Origin of the sequence: Campylobacter sp. LMG 7929 (genome assembly GCF_024723595.1) — a bacterium.
In the GTDB taxonomy this organism is placed as follows: Bacteria; Campylobacterota; Campylobacteria; order Campylobacterales; family Campylobacteraceae; genus Campylobacter_D.
Window position 1 is genome coordinate 55,756 of record NZ_JANQCY010000007.1, and the last position, 16,892, is coordinate 72,647.

Below are 16,892 nucleotides of genomic sequence, written 5' to 3' on the forward strand. Positions count from 1 at the left end.
AGATATACTTTCCCTTTTAATACGGACAGATGGGTGAGTGGCTGAAACCACACCCCTGCTAAGGGTGCAGATCTTAACGGGTCTCGAGGGTTCAAATCCCTCTCTGTCCGCCACCTTATAAAATCCATTTCCTTTCATCTATTTTAATAATTTTACTGTTATAATTATAATAAATTTAAAGGCAAGCTCACATACTATGCAAATTTATGCTTCTATTGATTTGAAATCTTTTTACGCTTCAGCTGAGTGTGTTTTAAGAAATTTAGATCCTTTAACAACTAATCTTATTGTAGCAGATAAATCAAGAACAGATAAAACCATCATACTAGCAGTTTCACCTGCACTAAAAACTTACAATATACCTGGTAGATTAAGGCTTTTTGAGTTTAAACAAAAAATCCACTCAATCAACCAAGAAAGATTAAAACAAACTCAAAAACACTGCTTTAAAGCTAAAAGTTTTGATACATTAGAACTTAAAAATGATTTAAATTTAGAACTAGATTACATCATCGCCAAGCCCAGAATGGCTACTTATATAGAATTTAGCACAAAAATATACAGCATTTATTTGAAGTATTTTGATGCTAAAGATATTCATATATACTCTATTGATGAAGTTTTTATTGATCTTAGTTCTTATCTTGAAAAATACAAACTATCAGCTTATGAGTTACTTACTAAGGTTTTACTTGATATTTTACATACAAGTAAAATCACTGCAACAGCAGGTATAGGCACAAATTTATACTTAGCTAAAATTGCTATGGATATACTTGCTAAAAGACAACAAGTAGATGAAAATGGCTTGCTTATAGCCTTTTTAGATGAAAAATTATACAGATATAAATTATGGCAGCATAAACCTTTAAAAGATTTTTGGCGTATAGGTAAAGGCATTGCCTTAAAACTTGCAAATTTAAACATTCATACTATGGGAGATCTTGCAAGATTTTCTTTAAAACACGAAGCTTTGCTTTATAAACACTTTGGTGTTAATGCTGAATTATTAATCGATCATGCATGGGGTATTGAAACTTGCACGATGAAAGATATTAAAAATTACAAATCACAAAATCACTCTAAAGTCATGGCTAAGGTTTTACCTTTTGCATATGATAATAATCAAACAATAAAGGTTTTAAAAGAACTTGTCGATCATTTAGTGCTTGAACTTATACAAAATAACCTTAAAACAAACCATATCACGCTAGATATACAATATGATAAAAGCAATTTAGAAAATTCAAACCTTTTAGCTTCTTATAAAGGAGCTATTGCTAAAGATAATTATGGAAGAACTATACCTAAAAATGCTCATGGAAGTATAAATTTAGAAAATTTTACCCATTCTTTAAAAATCATCAATAAAAAAGCCTTGGAACTTTTTTATAAAATCAGCAATAAAAACTTAAGCATTAGAAAAATCAGCTTAAGTTTAAATAATATCACAGACAAAGCACAAGAAAATTTCCAAGAATTAAATTTATTTAGTGATTTTAATGCAATTTTGCAAGAAAAAAATCAACTTGAAAAAGAAGAAAAACTTCAAAAAGCAAGACTTCAAATCATGCAAAAATTTGGTAAAAAGGCTATTTTAAAAGCTTCAAGCTTAGATAATGAAACCAAAGAAATTACTTCTTTAATAGGAGGACATAATGCATGATGATTATAAAGATATAATAAATATAAAATATCAAAAATCAAAACAATTCCCACCAATACCAAGAGAAAAAAGAGCGGCGCAATTTGCTCCATTTTCAGTGCTAAATGGTTTTAGTAAAGCGATTTTAAAAACGCAAAAAGATATGGAAAAAGCATTAGAAAATAGCAAATATCAAGAAGAAAGCTAAGTTCTTCTTGATAAAATTTTATTTTGTATTAGAGTATTTTTCAAACTCTCCACTTTCATCAATTTCATTGCCATAAAGTTTGTGTAATTCATAGTAGTATTTTACAAATTCCTTACACTCTTCATCAAGTGGTAAAAACACCTCATCTTCTAAAACACAAAACTCATCTAAATAATTTTTAGCATCTTCTTTTAACATATAATGTCTTGCTAATTTATAGTAATTTTGCATAAACACAGCCTTAAAACTCTCATAAGCTTCTTCATCAAATTTAATATTTAATTTCTCATTTGCAAAAGATAACACCCCTGATTTAAACAACAATGATAAATGAATCAAACCTTCTGTATAATAAGGCTTAACCTCCTCTACTCTTTGCCAAGCAATCAATCCTATAGCCCTTTTAATAAGCTCATAAAATACAGGAAGCTTTAAATCATCTTCTTCATGTAAAAAGAAATTCACAAGCCCACCCGCAGTAGCTTTAAACTCTTCTATATTTTTAAACACACCACTTTCATTCATTTTCTTTTCGCTATCATTTGCCACAAAGAAAATATGCCCAAACTCATGACCTATGGTAGAAACTTCATAAATTCTTTTCCATAATTTTTCATTGTAAAATAAAATTTCTCTACCATAATCTAAAAATTCTTTTTCAAATACCATAGAAGAAAGCTTCATAAAAGGCTTGGTTTTAGCATTTTCATAAACATAATTTAAAAAAGCAAAGATCTTTTTTCCTGCTATATTGCTTACATACTCATCATTTGGCACTACTTGAGCAGAAAAAAGCCCCTTAAGCTCTGCTCCATAAAAAATCATAGGCATACAAATATAAAGCTGAGTTTTTTCAAGATTAAAATTTACCTCATCAAACAAAGCTTCATCTTCTTCATCTAAATTTGCATACACCATTGCAAAGCTTTCTTTGATTTTATCTTTAAACTCACTCCCATTAAAATCACTCACATCTTCTAAGCGTATATCCCACTCAAGTGCTACTGCATGTGTGTAAGAGTCTTCATAGTATTCTAAAGGATGGCCAATTTGCAATGGGCATTTTACTTCCATCCACGCAAGCTCTGCTTCTTGCCATTTTTTAACTACTTCGTTATTATCTTTTTCACAAAATGCAAATTTTAATCTTTCTATATAGTCAATATAAGCATTTTTTTCATCATCTAACGCACAATTTCTTAGTTTTTCTAAAAGTTTATCAAACTCATATTCAAGCTTTAAAACCTCATTTTCAAAAGCCTTTGCATAAGGTAAAAATCTCCAAAGTGTTCCTATTTTAACTAAAGCTCCATAGCTTCTTTCACAAATTTCACCATCTTGATTAAGCTGATAAAGCTCATTTTGCTTTAAAAACTCCAAAGCATCGCTTAAATTTGGAAATTGTTCTTTTAAGATTTTATTATTTGTATCTAAAATTTGCTTACTCCAAACAAGCTCAAAAGAATTCATAACTACACCTATATTATGCACACCTTGAACTAAAGCCAAATAAAACTCATCAAGTAAATTTTTACTCTTAATCTCATCGATTAAATCTTGATGTTCTACTTCATAAAAAGCTCTTACTAAAGAAAAAACTTTATATTTTATTTGAGAAATTTCTTCTTCATTTAAACCTTTTTTCTCAAGCTCTTGGACTAAATTTTCCTCTTTTAAATCCACCAAACGACGTAACATTGCTAAAACATTGCTTTTTTCGTTTTCAAGATTAGCTAGTTCTAAAGCTCTATCTATCAAAGGATGACTTTGATTAGTTTGAAGTATATTATAAAGACTATTGATATTTTGTTTCCTATTTTTCACAATTTTTGCTATTTGCTTAAAATCATTCATTTTTTACCTTTCTTTATTTTTAAAACTTAATTATAATGTTTTTTTTAAAACACAAGGAGAATGTATGAAAGATATGGGAGAACCTAAGCTAAGAGTTATAGCTATGCCAAGCAATACAAACCCCGCTGGTAATATCTTTGGTGGTTGGATCATGTCACAAATTGATCTAGCTGGAGCCATTGCCGCAAGAGAACTCTCCCCACAAAGAGTTGTCACGGTCGCAGTAGATAAAATCATTTTTAAAGAGCCAATTTTCGTAGGTGATTTGGTATCTTGCTATGCAAAAATCATCAAAGCAGGTAATACATCCATCACCGTAGAAGTAGAAGTAGTTACTCAAAGAGCTAATGAATATGGCCGTGTGTATTGTATGCATGTAACTTCAGCTGTAGTAACTTATGTGAGCGTAGATAAAGATGGAAATAAATTTCCTATTGATGCGGATTTAAAAAGATTGCACGGCTTTTAATATGTTTTATTGTATTTTTAAAAAACTTTTTATATCATCACAAAAAACTTTCTAAGGCTTATATATGCGTGGATATAAAATATTTTCTGGTTCGGCAAATGAAGAATTTGCTAAAAAAATCTCAAAATACCTTTCATTGCCTCTAAGCAATGCGGGTGTAAAGCGTTTTAGCGATGGTGAAATTAGCATTCAAATAGATGAAAGCGTGCGTGGTAAAGATGTGTTTATCATTCAAAGCACTTGTGCTCCAACAAATGATAATCTAATGGAGCTTTTAATCATGACAGATGCTCTGCGTCGCTCAAGTGCAAGCTCTATCACAGCTATTATCCCTTATTTTGGTTATGCTAGACAAGATAGAAAAGCAAGCCCTAGGGTGCCTATTACTGCAAAATTAGTAGCAAATCTTATAGAATCAGCTGGCGTGGATAGAGTAGCTACCATAGACTTACATGCTGGACAAATTCAAGGCTTTTTTGATATACCTGTGGATAATCTTTATGGAAGTATTATTTTTAATGATTATATTAAAAATAAAAACTACAAAAATCCTATCATCGCAAGTCCTGATATAGGCGGTATAGCAAGAGCTAGAAGTGTGGCAAAAGCTTTAGGACTTGATATAGTTATAGTAGATAAAAGACGTGAAAAAGCTAATGAAAGCGAAGTGATGAATGTCATCGGTGATGTAAAAGATAAAGAAGTGATTTTAGTAGATGATATCATCGATACAGCAGGAACCATAGTAAAAGCTGCTGAAGTATTTAAAAGCAAAGGTGCAAAGTCAGTTATAGCTTGCTGTACTCACCCTGTACTTAGTGGTGTAGCTTATGAAAGAATAGCCAAAGATGCATTAGATGAGCTAGTAGTAACTGACACTATACCTTTAAAACAACAAATGGATAAAATCAAAGTCCTAAGCGTAGCACCTATTTTTGGCGAGGTAATACGCAGAGTTTATCACAATGAAAGTGTGAATTCTTTATTTGTATAAATTCTTTGCAAGGACCATCCTTGCAAAGAAAATCTAAACTTCAAATAATTCTACAATTTTATATTAATTAAAACTATATTTTGCTATAATTAATAAATTATTATTAATTAAGGAGTTATTATGATTAAAAATTTAATCTTAAATTTTGGTAGAACTATACTTGATATAGCGGCTGCATTAAGCTTTATTATAGCGATTATTTATTCTATTGCGCTGATGTTTACTCTAGGATTTATAGTAGGTCTAGTAACACTTATTGGATCTTTGGTTGCGATATTTTTAAGCTTTTTTGTAATTTATCTTGTCATAGATATAAGAGATGCACTAGTTAATAAAAACTAAATTACTGGTGGAGACGAGGGGAATTGAACCCCTGTCCAAAAATAAAACAACCACGGCATCTACATGCTTAGCAAAGGTGAAAATTTCATCTAGCCAAACTCACCTTCCAAAATTTCAAGCTAGACTAAGACTTTAACTTCAATCAAAACTTGTCAAATTTCAATCTACACTATCAAAAATGACCAAATTCTAAGCTAGATAGTATCACTTAAAATTCAGGCTCAACTGAACTTACGCAGCTTTAGCGTAAGCAGGAGCAAATTTAACGTTGTTTGCGTTTAATTTTAATTTGAGCTTTATACGCTTTGCTCAAAGCGACATGCCACCAAGGCCACTCTACTCCTGTCGAAGCCAAGTCGTCCCCATTATTTAGAAATTTTATCTGGAACATTTGCAATTTGAGGGTTAAATACGCTTAAAAAAGAAGCATTTTTTTCATAATCACTGCAATATCTATCAAGCTGCTCACCCACTAAAAACATCCAATCCACAAATTCATCGCTAGCAGGCCCATCAAATTTAGCTGCTTCTTGCATAATTTCCTCACAAAATGTGCAAAAATTTGCAATCTCATCTAAATTTAATCTTTTAGCAGCCCAAACCACGTTGTGGATATTTTGCTCTAAGTCTTTTAAAGCTTCTTTGTATTTTGAGCTATCACTGCTTAGCTTTACTATCAAAGGCTCTAAAACATCGCAAAGACTTCTAAAAAAATACAAAAAGCGCTCGATTTCTTCAAGCTCGTAATCTAACTCTAATTGCTCTAAAATTCCCATAAAAACTTCTATAATCTAAGTTTAAATGTTTATTTTAGCAAATTTTAGATAAAATTAAAATTTCTTACAAAATAAAATGGAAAAAATATGGATAGAATCGTAGAGATTGAAAAATTCTCCCCTGATGAAACTTATGAAACAAGCCTTAGACCTTCAAATTTTGACGGCTACATAGGACAAGAAAACATTAAAAAAAATTTAGAAGTTTTCATCAAAGCTGCTAAAAAAAGAAATGAATGTCTAGATCATATCCTTTTTAGTGGACCTGCAGGACTTGGTAAGACAACTTTAGCAAACATTATCTCATATGAAATGAATGCAAATATCAAAACTACCGCTGCACCCATGATAGAAAAAAGCGGGGATTTAGCTGCGATTTTAACTAACCTTAGCGAAGGAGATATTTTATTTATCGATGAAATTCATCGCTTAAGCCCTGCCATAGAAGAAGTGCTTTACCCTGCTATGGAAGATTTTCGTCTTGATATTATCATAGGTAGTGGTCCTGCTGCACAAACAATCAAAATCGATTTACCCAAATTTACTTTAATAGGTGCTACTACAAGAGCAGGTATGCTAAGCAATCCTTTGCGCGATCGCTTTGGTATGCAATTTCGCTTGGAGTTTTATAAAAATGAAGAGCTTGCTATCATTTTAGAAAAAGCAGCTCTAAAGCTTAATAAAACTTGTGAAAAAAAAGCTTCTTTAGAAATAGCCAAACGCAGTCGCTCAACCCCAAGGATTGCTTTAAGATTGCTTAAGCGTGTAAGAGACTTTGCTGATGTAAATGATGAAGAAATCATTAGTGAAAAAAGAGCTAAAGAAGCGCTTGATTCTTTAGGGGTAAATGAACTTGGTTTTGATGCGATGGATTTGCGGTATTTAGAGCTTTTAACTGAAGCCAAAAGAAAGCCCATAGGACTTTCTAGTATAGCTGCAGCATTAAGTGAGGATGAAAATACCATAGAAGATGTAATAGAGCCATATTTACTAGCAAATGGCTATATAGAAAGAACAGCCAAAGGTCGTATTGCGAGCTTAAAAAGTTTTGATGTTTTAAAATTAAAATACAACAAGGGTTTATTTGATGAAAAGTAGTAATTTTTTCTTAATTAGTTTTATTTTATTTATTTTATTTTGGGTGCTTTTTTTATTTAAACCTTTTTTGATGAATATAGCCATAGCAAGTTTAATGGCTGTTTCTACTTCTAATGTTAATGTTAAATTCTTAAATATATTCAAAGGTAAAAAAGTCATAGCAGCAGCAGCTACCACTGCTTTTATGTTAGCTTTATTTTTTATACCTTTTGTATATGCTATTATAGAACTTGCAAAAGCAGCTAGCGGTTTTAATATAAGTTATATTCATAATACCATAGAATATTTTAAAAATTATTCTTTGCACCTACCTGAATCTCTAAGCTTTATAGAGCCAAAAATCAAAGAAGTGCTAGCAAGTATTGATTTAAATTCCATCTCTAAAAATGTTTTAACCTATCTTTCAAGTGCAACTAAATTTGGGACTAAATTTCTAACTGATATGGTGTTAATTTGTGTGTTTTATTTCTTTGCTAATCTTTATGGAGCCCAACTCATTGGCTATATCAAAACCATAGTACCTATGAAAAAAGAAGAAACTCAAGGCATTTTAAGCGAAGTGAGCAATGTAATGTCTGTTGTGTTTTATTCTATGGTGCTAAATGCCATTTTACAAGGGGTTCTTTTTGCTATCATTACTAAATTTTATGGTTATGATGCGATTTTAATGGGAATATTATTTTGCTTTAGCTCTTTAATCCCTGTGGTAGGTGGGGCCTTAGTTTATGTGCCTGTTTCTTTATATGAATTTGCAAATAACAATCTAAGCGGCGCTTTAGTGATTTTCATTTATAGCGTGGTAATGATATCTTTTATCGCAGATACTTTAGTAAAACCTTATATCATTAAATGGATTAATGAAAAACTTGTTCAAATTCCAACGCAAATTAACGAACTTTTAATTTTCTTTGCGATGATAGCAGGAATTTCAAGTTTTGGCTTTTGGGGTATTATCCTTGGACCTGCTATTTTAACTTTCTTTATTTCTACTTTAAAATTATATGTGATTTTAAAAGAAAAGCATTTTGTATAAAAGCGATTATTTTTCAATAATCGCTAAAATTATTTCTTCACTTGTGAGTTTTTTATTGTATTTAATCACTAAAAATTTAGAGTTTTTATACACATCTAAAACTCCATTTATGCCTTTAATCATATTTAAATCATGTTTTGCTTCTAAAGATAAATAGACATTTTTAAAATCTGCCGGACTTTGTAAAAACAAAAGCAACACAAACCAAATTACAGACAAAGCTATCAAAATAAAAGCAAGAGCAACTAAACTAAAATGGTGTAAAAAATACCCTCCAACGACACCACCTAAAAAGCTTCCAAAATAGCCAAAAGCATTAAACACACCCAAAGCTGCGCCTTTTTCATTTACTTTGGCAAATTTACTCGCACAGCTTTGCATAATAGGCTCATGTAAATTAAATCCTATAAAAAACACTACAACGCCTACCATAAATACTAAAGCATTATGCGAAAAAGCAAATATAATATAAGCAATAATAAAAAACGCCACACCTAAAAGCAATATCTCTTTACTTAAGCCTCTTTTTTCTCCCAAAGAACCCGATAAACCCATAGCTAAAAACCCAAGCACCATAGAACTAACATAAACATGCCATAAATTCTCACTTGGGTAATTAAACTCATGCACCAAAACCAAAGGAATACTTAAAAACGCAATACTCATAAGCATTTTTTGCATACAATTAGTAAGATTCATCAAAGCTAAGTTTTTTTCTTTTAAAAGTTTTTTTAATGGGGTTTTAGTATTTTCATGTACTATTGTATGCTCTTTTGGCACAACGCTAAATAAAAGCACGATACAAATTAAACTCAAAATCGCACTTAAATCAAACAAACTTGAAAGTCCAAATTTAGCACTCATTAAAGGAGAAAGCACCAAAGAAGCTGCAAAAGAAAGTCCTATAAATGAACCCATAATAGCCATAGCCTTACCGCGATTTTCTTCATTGATAAAATCACTTATCATAGCAGTAGCTACTGCTCCTATGGCTCCTGCACCTTGCAAAAGCCTTCCAAACATCATCGTATAAATATCATCAGCATATGAACATACCAAAGAACCTATGATAAACACCACAAGTCCTATTAGCATAGTTTTTTTACGCCCTATTTTATCTGAAATGATTCCAAAAGGAACTTGCAATGCCATTTGAGTTAGAGCATACACACCTACTAAAAGTCCTACTAAAAACTCATTGGCTCCTTTTAAATTTAAAGCATATAAACTTAAAACCGGCAAAACTATAAACAATCCAAAAAATCTAGTTCCTACAATAAAAGACAAAGGTAAAACAGTTTTTAACATCTTTTCTCCTTATAAAGGATAATTTTACTATGATTTTGATAAACTTTTTTTAAAGTCAAAACAAAAAGAGTAATTTATGAAGAAAAAATTAAAAATCATTCTAGCAACTTCTAACGCACACAAAGTAGAAGAAATCAAAAAATTTTTAACTACTTATGAAATTTATGCCTTAAATGAAATCATCACCCCTTTTGAAATCATCGAAGATGGCACGAGTTTTAAAGAAAATGCTTTGATAAAATCTAAAGCTATTTTTAATGCTTTAGGCAAAAAACAAGATGAATTTATCACCTTAAGTGATGATAGCGGTATAAGCGTAGAGGCTTTAGACAATGCACCGGGGATTTTTTCTGCAAGATACTCTCAAGAAGGCACTGATGAGGCCAATAGAAACAAACTCATCCAAGCCTTACATGAAAAAAACTTACATCAAAGCAAAGCCTTTTACACTGCAGCCATAGCTATAAGTTCAAAATATGGACATTTTAGCACGCATGGATATATGCATGGCCTTGCTATTGATACTCCAAGGGGTAATAATGGCTTTGGATATGATCCTTTATTTATCCCAAAAGGTTTTGATAAAACCTTGGGCGAATTAGATGAGCAAGTAAAATTAAAAATTTCACACCGCTCACAAGCACTAATGTTTGCTACTTACATCTTAAGAGCATTAGAAAAAATGGAGTATTAATGAAACAATTTATAAAATATATGCTTATTGCTTTTGGGCTTTATGTGATTTGGATGTTGCTTTATTATAATTTTGCTTAAGATAATGATAGCTTAAAATAAAACTTGGTAATAAAAAAAGCGAACCAAATAAAAGCAAACTCATAGCCAAAACCGTAAGCAAGCCAAAATAAATCGTTGGGATAAAATTACTACTAATCATTACCAAAAAGCCTAGAATAATCGTAACACTAGTATAATAAATCGCACTTCCTATACCTATATGTGAAGCTTTTATAGCCTCTTCTAAGCTTTTATGTTTTAATTCTTCTTTAAAACGATGAATATAATGAATCATATCATCAACCCCTATTCCTATACAAATAGCAGCTATGGTAATGCTCATAATATCAAGTGGTATATTGAAAACACCCATTAAACCAAACACCAAAGCCAAAGGTATAAGATTGGCCAAAATCGCTACAAAAGCATAAACAAAACTTCTAAAAATCACCACAAATAAAGCAAAAATCACAAGCACCACAAAGGCTAAAGTGTCAAATTGTGATGAAAAAAGACTTTGAAGCATATTATTATACAAAGGCATAATACCACTGATTTTAACCTCTACGTTATCTTTTTGTAAAAGTTCTTTTAAGTCTTTTTCAAGCTGTTTTAAAAAAGCATCGCGTCTTAAATTTGGATCACTATCTAGCATACGCACGCTAAATCGCAACTCATTATTTTCTACACTTACAAAAGGGGTTAAAACTTGCTTTTTAAAATTCTCATCTAAATTTTCATATAAAAACGCTAAAGCAAAATCATCTAAAGCCTTACCATCATTAATACTTTTTCCAAGCTCTAGCAAACTTTGCAAGCTAAGCACAGAACCTACATATTTTTGCTTACTTAAAAACTCATGAACCTTAGCAGCTATTCTTGTTTTTTCACTACTAAAAAAATACCTATCATCTTTAGCTAAATCATCAAATTCTTGCTCAAACTCATCTAAACTTTCATTTTGTTTTGGATCTTGCTTGAACTTGACAATCACATCTAAAGGCATAGTTCCGCCTAGCTCTTTATCTATAATCAACAAACCTTGTTTAATCCTAGAACTATCTTTAAAATAACTCACAAAGCTATTTTCTACTTTAATTTGTAAAATTCCATACAAAGCAAAAGCAACACAAAATAAACTTATGCTATAGATAATTTTTCTATGTTTTAAACTTACATTTGCACAAAAACTTAAAAATTTTAACGAATTTTGATTAAGCTCTTTAAAATTTAGACGCGGCATTAGTACCAAAATACTTGCAAAATAAATATAAGCTAAAATCAAACTCACGCTAATACCAAGACTCATCATAATGCCAAGTTTGATAATAGGCTCAATATCTGAAAAGACAAAACTTAAAAACCCAACAACCGTGGTTAAAATAGCATAAAAACTAGGACTTGCTTTATCAAGTAAGGTTGAGAGTAAAAGCTTATAAACACTAGCCTTTGGATGTTTGTTTAAATTTTCTATAAAATGCACGATCAAATGTATCACAACAGAAACGGTGATAATAAGCACTAAAGCTACATAGTTTGAAGACACTACGGTAATATCAAAGCCCAAAAGTGCGAAAATCCCACTTGAAGTAAAAAGCGAAATCACACAAATTCCCAAAGCCAAAAACACCAAACGCAAAGAGCCAAAAAACCGCCAAAGTGCTATAAATAAAAGTCCTATTAAACTAAAACCATAAATTTTTAAATCACTTTTTACATAATTAATCATATCATTAGCGATCATTTCTACACCGCCAAGGTGCAAAAAGTCTCCATTTTGACTATACTTAGATACTATTTTAGTAATTTCTTCTAATCTTTTTGCACTAAATTCTCTTGAGTTTTCTTGGTGTTTTTTAATCAAAGTTCTAAAATGCTCTTTTTCATTTTCATTTTGTGCATTATCTCTTGAATTAATCAAGTCATTATAAACAAGATCAGGCGCTAGATAAATCAAAATTCCTGTTGTTTTTCCATCTTTTGAGATGATATTATTTTTATAAAAGGGTTGGTTTAAAATTTCTTTTTTAGCTAGATTAATATCCACATCTTGACTAAAAATATTAGGTATATTTTGGATAAGCTCTTTTAATTCTTTACCTTTAGAACTTGCAAGTAAAGGCGCATTAGTGATAGAAAATACCTTTTGCACACCATTGATTTTTTCTAAATCAAGAGTTAAGTTTTTAATAGTTTCTAAATTTTCTTTAGTAAAAATATCTTTATCTTTAGGAGCAAAAGCAAGCATTAAAAAATTATCATTACCATAGCGTGCTGAAACTTCTCTATATAGTTTCAAACCCTCATCATGCTCTAAAAGCAAGCTTTCAGCACTTGCATCAACACTTAAATTTTTAGCAAAAAAACTAAAAAATACACAAAAGATTAAAGTAATCCCCAAAGTTAGCTTTGGGAAATTAAGAAAGATTTTTAAAATTTTACTTAGCATTATTTAGAAAAATCAACACTAGAAAGCTTTTCAAGCAAGGTTTTAAAATCGCCATTTTGCAAGACATCTTTAAATTGTGAGCGATAAGTTTGTATGATACTTATGCCAAAAATATCTACATCATAAATTTGCCAATCATTATTTTTATCATAAAATTTAAAAATTACAAAATTTTCTTTGCCATCTACTATCATAGAAGTTTTCAAAAAAGCTCTTTTGTTTTTTTCTTCTAAATTAATCACTTTTAATTTTTGAGAATCATACAAAGCAAGCTTATCTGTGAAACTTTTTTTAAGGTTTTTTTCAAAAGCTTTGTTAAATTCATTTTTTTCATTTTCACTTAATTTTTCATATCTTGTAGAAAGACTAAGCTTAGCCATAAGCTCATAATCAAAAACACCATCAAATAAAACAAAGATTTTTTCCGCCGCTTTAACTTTATCATTTTTATTTTGATCTAATATCTTTAAGCTCTCATCAATTTTTTCTTGCATAGTTTTAGAAATATCTTGCAAATTTAAAGCAAAAGCAAATGCTACACTAAAAAGCAAAACTATGATTTTTTTCATTTTATCTCCTTATTTGATGAGTTCTTGGCGTCTTTGTTCATACGCATCACGTATAAAAGTATAATAATCTACACTATTTTGGTAAATATCATCTATTTTTTCATACTCAAAACTTAATTCATTTAATTTTAATGCAGCATTTACGCCTGCTCCAACCCAAAGATTCTCAATATATCCCTCAGGCACCATAAACCAATTTACAGGCAAAGCTAAAGCATCTCTTACATTATAAGGACCTAAAAGTGGAAGCACTAGGTGTGGTCCACTACCTACTCCCCATTTGCCCAAAGTCGTTCCAAAATCAGCCTCATAACTTTTTAAAGGAGTTTTGCTCGCACTATCTAACAAACCAAATCCAAAAATCACATTCACACAAAATCTTCCAAATTCCTCGCCAGCTTTTCTAAATTCTAAACTTAAAAGGTGATTGATAAATCTAAAAGGCGATCTTGTGGTATCAAAAGCATTTTTTACTCCTGTTCTTATAAAACTTGGAGTAATACTTTTATAAGAAAGTGCAGCCGGTCTTAAAAAATAAGTATAAAGATCATAATTAAATTTACTCATAGCTTTATTATAGGTATAAAAGCTATCTTTGACTTCTTTTTTTTGATATTCTTGTTCAAAATCTTCAAAGTCATTTGCCAAAATCAAAGTATTAAAAAATAAACACAAACTTAGTATGTATTTTAACAAGCTTTTTCCTTTTAAAATTTCATAAATTAAAATCTTAAATTATACAAAAATTAAAATAAATTTTTACATTAAAATGCTTTTAAAATATTCTTTAAAAAAATTAAAAATTTTTATTTGCTTATGAAATAAGTCTTAGAAAATATGCAAAAAATACAAATTTATTTTTGCTTTTAAAAATAAGCTATAATTTTTTCAAAATTTACTACTAAAAGGACAAAAAATGAAAAAAATTTTCACCCTGCTTTTTTTGTGTATTTTCGGCTATGGCGCTGATGTAAATATCGCTGCAGCTGCAAATGTAGCTTATGCTTTTAAAGCCTTGCAAAAAGAATTTCAAAAAGAAAACCCTGATATTAGTATCAATGTAAGCTTAGGCGCTAGTGGAAATTTAGTCTCACAAATCAAAAATGGAGCGCCATTTGATATATTTATGGCTGCAAATATGAAATTTGCACAAAGCTTGTATGATGATAATTTTGCTAGCACAAAACCTGTTATTTATGCTCAAGGAGCTTTAGCTTTACTCAGTGTTAGAATGGATTTAAGCAAAGGCTTAGACACACTTAAAGAAGAAAAAGTCAAAATCATCACCATAGCTAATCCCAAAGCTGCTCCTTATGGTCAAGCTAGTATAGAAACTTTACAAAATGCTAAAATTTATGAGCAAACAAAAGCTAAAATCATCGAAGCAAAATCCATAGGAGAAGCACTTACTCAAACACTAAAAGCAGCCGATGTGGGTTTTATAGCAGCAAGTGCTTTATATGAAGATACACTAAAATCTTATAAACTCCAAGAAGGAAAAAATTATATTTTAATCGATCCAAAGCTTTATGAGCCAATCAATCAAGGCATTGTTATCACTTCTTATGGTAAAGATAATGCCAAAGCTAAGAAATTTTATGATTTTATTTTAAGCAAAAAGGCTAAGGAAATTTTTAAAGCTTATGGCTATAATATCCCATGATTAAAGCTAAAATAAATACTATAAAAAATCATGAAAATATAAACTGGGTAGAATTTCTTATAAAAAAACATAAATTATATATGCTTGCTTTAGAACTTGATGAAAAAGCAAGCATTGATCAAGAAGTTTTACTTGCTTTTAAAAGTAGCGAATGCTTACTTAGTAAAAAAAATTTAGAAAACTCATTTTTAAATACCTTTTATGCAAAAATCATTGATATTTTTCAAGGACAAATCATCACTATCATAAGATTAGAAAATGAAATTTGCACTTTCGAAGCTCAAATTAGCACCCATGAGTTTTTAGAACAAGACTATCAAAAAAATGATTTTATATTTGCTTATGTACATCCTAGCGCTTTATTTATCAAAGAGTATTTATGTTAAAACTTGACTTTGAAAAAATCTTTAAAAATAAAGAAAAAGAATTTAAACTTAAGGTTAAATTTGAAGTCAAAGAAGGAGAATTTTGTGCTATTTTTGGAAAAAGTGGCAGCGGTAAAACTACGCTTTTAAGAATTTTAGCAGGTTTTGAAAAAGCACAAGGGATTTGCACTTTTAATGATACTATATTTTTTGATGATAAAAACTTTCTAAGTCCACAAAAAAGAAAACTTGGCTTTGTTTTTCAAGATTATGCTTTATTTGAAAATATGAATGTAGAGCAAAACTTACTTTTTGCCAAAAAAGATCTAAAATTTGCCAATGAACTTTTAGAGCTTTTAGATTTAAACAAACACAAAAAAAGTCATATTTTAGAACTAAGCGGGGGACAAAAACAACGCGTAGCTTTAGCAAGAGCCATTATGCAAAAACCTAAACTTTTACTTTTAGATGAGCCATTTAGCGCCTTAGATAATGAGATAAAACTACACTTACATGATTATCTTTTAAATATACATAAAATTTATAAAATCACTACTATTTTAATCAGCCATGATGTAAGTGAAGTTTATAAACTGGCTAATAAAGTCATTGTTTTAGAAAATGGAGCCATCATCAAAGAAGGTTCACCTAATGAGGTTTTTTTAAAAACACAAGGCTCACAAAAATTTGCTATAAAAGCACGCATTTTAAAACTACAAAAGCAAGATAGCATATTTATAGCCATACTTGCCATAGGTAATCAAATCAGTCAAGTAGCACTAAGCCCTTTAGAAGCTAAAGATTTTAAAGAAAATGATGAAGTACTTTTGAGCCAAAAAGCTTTTGCGCTAAATTTAACTAAGATATAAAAAAACAATGTTAAAATAAGATAAATTATTACAAGGTTATAAATGACTTATGGATTTTTTATCTTAAAATTTTATACAAGCTTATGGACAAAATGGAAGATAAAAACTGCATATGGTTATTTTTTCTACGCCATAGCCCCACCTTTTATCCTTTTGTAGTTTCATTTTTAAATTAATTTAAAAGGATAAAAAATGCATTGGTTAGTATTAGCAATTAGTATAGTTTTTGAAGTGATTGCAACAAGCTCGATGAAGTATGCAAGCATAAGTAAAAATAATCTTTATTTAATCGTTTTTGCGGTGTTTTTTTCATTTTCTTTAGCAGGTTTATTTTATGCTTTGAAAAAAATTGATTTAAGCATAGCTTATGCAACTTGGGCAGGTTGTGGTTTGGCACTTGTTAGCGTGGTGGGATTTTTAATCTTTAAAGAAGCAATAACCATTAATAAAATCATTTTTATTATTTTAATCATCACTGGAGTGGTGGGATTAAAACTTAGTGCTTAAGCCTTTTG

General features: G+C 30.1%; 18 protein-coding genes, 1 tRNA gene and 1 other RNA gene. 13 read left to right on the forward strand and 7 right to left on the reverse strand.

The genetic code is table 11. The annotated features are described in order from the left end of the window. Positions 1-23: 23 nt before the first annotated feature. The 3 genes from CAMP5118_RS04680 to CAMP5118_RS04690 all read left to right on the forward strand — a co-directional run bounded on the left by CAMP5118_RS04680 (position 24) and on the right by CAMP5118_RS04690 (position 1,853). Positions 24-113 (forward strand) — tRNA-Ser (locus CAMP5118_RS04680). Positions 114-196: 83 nt separating this feature from the next. Next, positions 197-1,666, forward strand: coding sequence for a Y-family DNA polymerase (locus CAMP5118_RS04685; RefSeq protein WP_337216741.1), 1,470 nt, complete (start codon positions 197-199; stop codon positions 1,664-1,666). Beyond that, positions 1,659-1,853, forward strand: coding sequence for a hypothetical protein (locus CAMP5118_RS04690; RefSeq protein WP_263679088.1), 195 nt, complete (start codon positions 1,659-1,661; stop codon positions 1,851-1,853). The genes CAMP5118_RS04685 and CAMP5118_RS04690 overlap by 8 nt, the downstream gene beginning before the upstream one ends. An 18-nt stretch (positions 1,854-1,871) precedes the next feature. On the opposite strand, the gene ciaB is transcribed toward CAMP5118_RS04690, so the two are convergent. Further along, the gene (gene ciaB / locus CAMP5118_RS04695; RefSeq protein WP_263679087.1) at positions 1,872-3,707 is read right to left on the reverse strand and encodes an invasion protein CiaB; all 1,836 of its coding nucleotides are present in this window, start codon (positions 3,705-3,707) and stop codon (positions 1,872-1,874) included. Between the two features lie 64 nt (positions 3,708-3,771). Here ciaB and CAMP5118_RS04700 point away from each other — a divergent pair, with 64 nt between their 5' ends. From CAMP5118_RS04700 to CAMP5118_RS04710, 3 genes are all read left to right on the forward strand, one after another. Beyond that, positions 3,772-4,176, forward strand: coding sequence for an acyl-CoA thioesterase (locus CAMP5118_RS04700; RefSeq protein ID WP_039619080.1), 405 nt, complete (start codon positions 3,772-3,774; stop codon positions 4,174-4,176). Between the two features lie 64 nt (positions 4,177-4,240). After that, positions 4,241-5,170 carry a ribose-phosphate pyrophosphokinase gene (locus CAMP5118_RS04705; protein WP_039619082.1) on the forward strand — a complete coding sequence of 310 codons (930 nt, stop codon included), beginning with the start codon at positions 4,241-4,243 and terminating at the stop codon, positions 5,168-5,170. A gap of 120 nt (positions 5,171-5,290) precedes the next feature. Further along, positions 5,291-5,512, forward strand: coding sequence for a hypothetical protein (locus CAMP5118_RS04710; protein ID WP_214135152.1), 222 nt, complete (start codon positions 5,291-5,293; stop codon positions 5,510-5,512). Between the two features lie 5 nt (positions 5,513-5,517). Here the strand turns inward: CAMP5118_RS04710 and ssrA are convergent. Both ssrA and CAMP5118_RS04720 read right to left on the reverse strand, forming a co-directional pair. Beyond that, positions 5,518-5,876, reverse strand: a transfer-messenger RNA (tmRNA) gene (ssrA, locus tag CAMP5118_RS04715). 1 nt (position 5,877) lies between these two features. Then, positions 5,878-6,288, reverse strand: coding sequence for a hypothetical protein (locus CAMP5118_RS04720; protein WP_039619086.1), 411 nt, complete (start codon positions 6,286-6,288; stop codon positions 5,878-5,880). Positions 6,289-6,375: 87 nt separating this feature from the next. On the opposite strand from CAMP5118_RS04720, the gene ruvB reads away from it, so the two are divergent. Beyond that, complete coding sequence (gene ruvB / locus CAMP5118_RS04725; protein WP_263679086.1) at positions 6,376-7,386, forward strand: Holliday junction branch migration DNA helicase RuvB; 1,011 nt, start codon at positions 6,376-6,378, stop codon at positions 7,384-7,386. Next, complete coding sequence (locus tag CAMP5118_RS04730; protein WP_263679085.1) at positions 7,376-8,419, forward strand: AI-2E family transporter; 1,044 nt, start codon at positions 7,376-7,378, stop codon at positions 8,417-8,419. Before ruvB ends, CAMP5118_RS04730 begins: the two co-directional genes overlap by 11 nt. Before the next feature lie 6 nt (positions 8,420-8,425). On the opposite strand, the gene CAMP5118_RS04735 is transcribed toward CAMP5118_RS04730, so the two are convergent. Further along, positions 8,426-9,727, reverse strand: coding sequence for an MFS transporter (locus CAMP5118_RS04735; protein ID WP_263679084.1), 1,302 nt, complete (start codon positions 9,725-9,727; stop codon positions 8,426-8,428). Positions 9,728-9,803: 76 nt separating this feature from the next. Between CAMP5118_RS04735 and rdgB the strand changes: the two genes are divergently transcribed. Further along, positions 9,804-10,421 (forward strand): RdgB/HAM1 family non-canonical purine NTP pyrophosphatase, encoded by a 618-nt coding sequence (gene rdgB, locus CAMP5118_RS04740; RefSeq protein ID WP_263669292.1) that lies wholly within the window; start codon positions 9,804-9,806, stop codon positions 10,419-10,421. Between the two features lie 24 nt (positions 10,422-10,445). Here the strand turns inward: rdgB and CAMP5118_RS04745 are convergent, their stop codons facing one another. The 3 genes from CAMP5118_RS04745 to CAMP5118_RS04755 are packed head-to-tail and all read right to left on the reverse strand — an operon-like array spanning position 10,446 to position 14,176. Further along, entirely contained in the window at positions 10,446-12,911 is a 2,466-nt protein-coding gene (locus CAMP5118_RS04745; protein ID WP_337216742.1) for an efflux RND transporter permease subunit, read from the reverse strand. After that, positions 12,911-13,480 (reverse strand): Tgt2/MlaC family protein, encoded by a 570-nt coding sequence (locus CAMP5118_RS04750; protein ID WP_263679082.1) that lies wholly within the window; start codon positions 13,478-13,480, stop codon positions 12,911-12,913. The genes CAMP5118_RS04745 and CAMP5118_RS04750 overlap by 1 nt, the downstream gene beginning before the upstream one ends. Before the next feature lie 9 nt (positions 13,481-13,489). After that, on the reverse strand, positions 13,490-14,176 hold the full coding sequence (locus tag CAMP5118_RS04755; RefSeq protein ID WP_263702254.1) for an MlaA family lipoprotein: 687 nt from the start codon (positions 14,174-14,176) through the stop codon (positions 13,490-13,492). 220 nt (positions 14,177-14,396) lie between these two features. Here CAMP5118_RS04755 and modA point away from each other — a divergent pair, with 220 nt between their 5' ends. The 4 genes from modA (at position 14,397) to CAMP5118_RS04775 (ending at position 16,884) form a co-directional block, all read left to right on the forward strand. Further along, positions 14,397-15,143 (forward strand): molybdate ABC transporter substrate-binding protein, encoded by a 747-nt coding sequence (modA, locus tag CAMP5118_RS04760; protein WP_263679080.1) that lies wholly within the window; start codon positions 14,397-14,399, stop codon positions 15,141-15,143. Next, positions 15,140-15,529 (forward strand): hypothetical protein, encoded by a 390-nt coding sequence (locus tag CAMP5118_RS04765; protein WP_263679079.1) that lies wholly within the window; start codon positions 15,140-15,142, stop codon positions 15,527-15,529. The genes modA and CAMP5118_RS04765 overlap by 4 nt, the downstream gene beginning before the upstream one ends. Then, positions 15,523-16,377: a sulfate/molybdate ABC transporter ATP-binding protein gene (locus CAMP5118_RS04770; RefSeq protein WP_263679078.1), complete on the forward strand. Its 855-nt coding sequence runs from the start codon at positions 15,523-15,525 to the stop codon at positions 16,375-16,377. Before CAMP5118_RS04765 ends, CAMP5118_RS04770 begins: the two co-directional genes overlap by 7 nt. A gap of 192 nt (positions 16,378-16,569) precedes the next feature. Continuing rightward, a complete protein-coding gene (locus tag CAMP5118_RS04775) occupies positions 16,570-16,884 on the forward strand; it encodes a DMT family transporter (RefSeq protein ID WP_263663411.1) in 315 nt (104 codons plus the stop codon). The last annotated feature ends 8 nt before the right edge of the window (positions 16,885-16,892 follow it).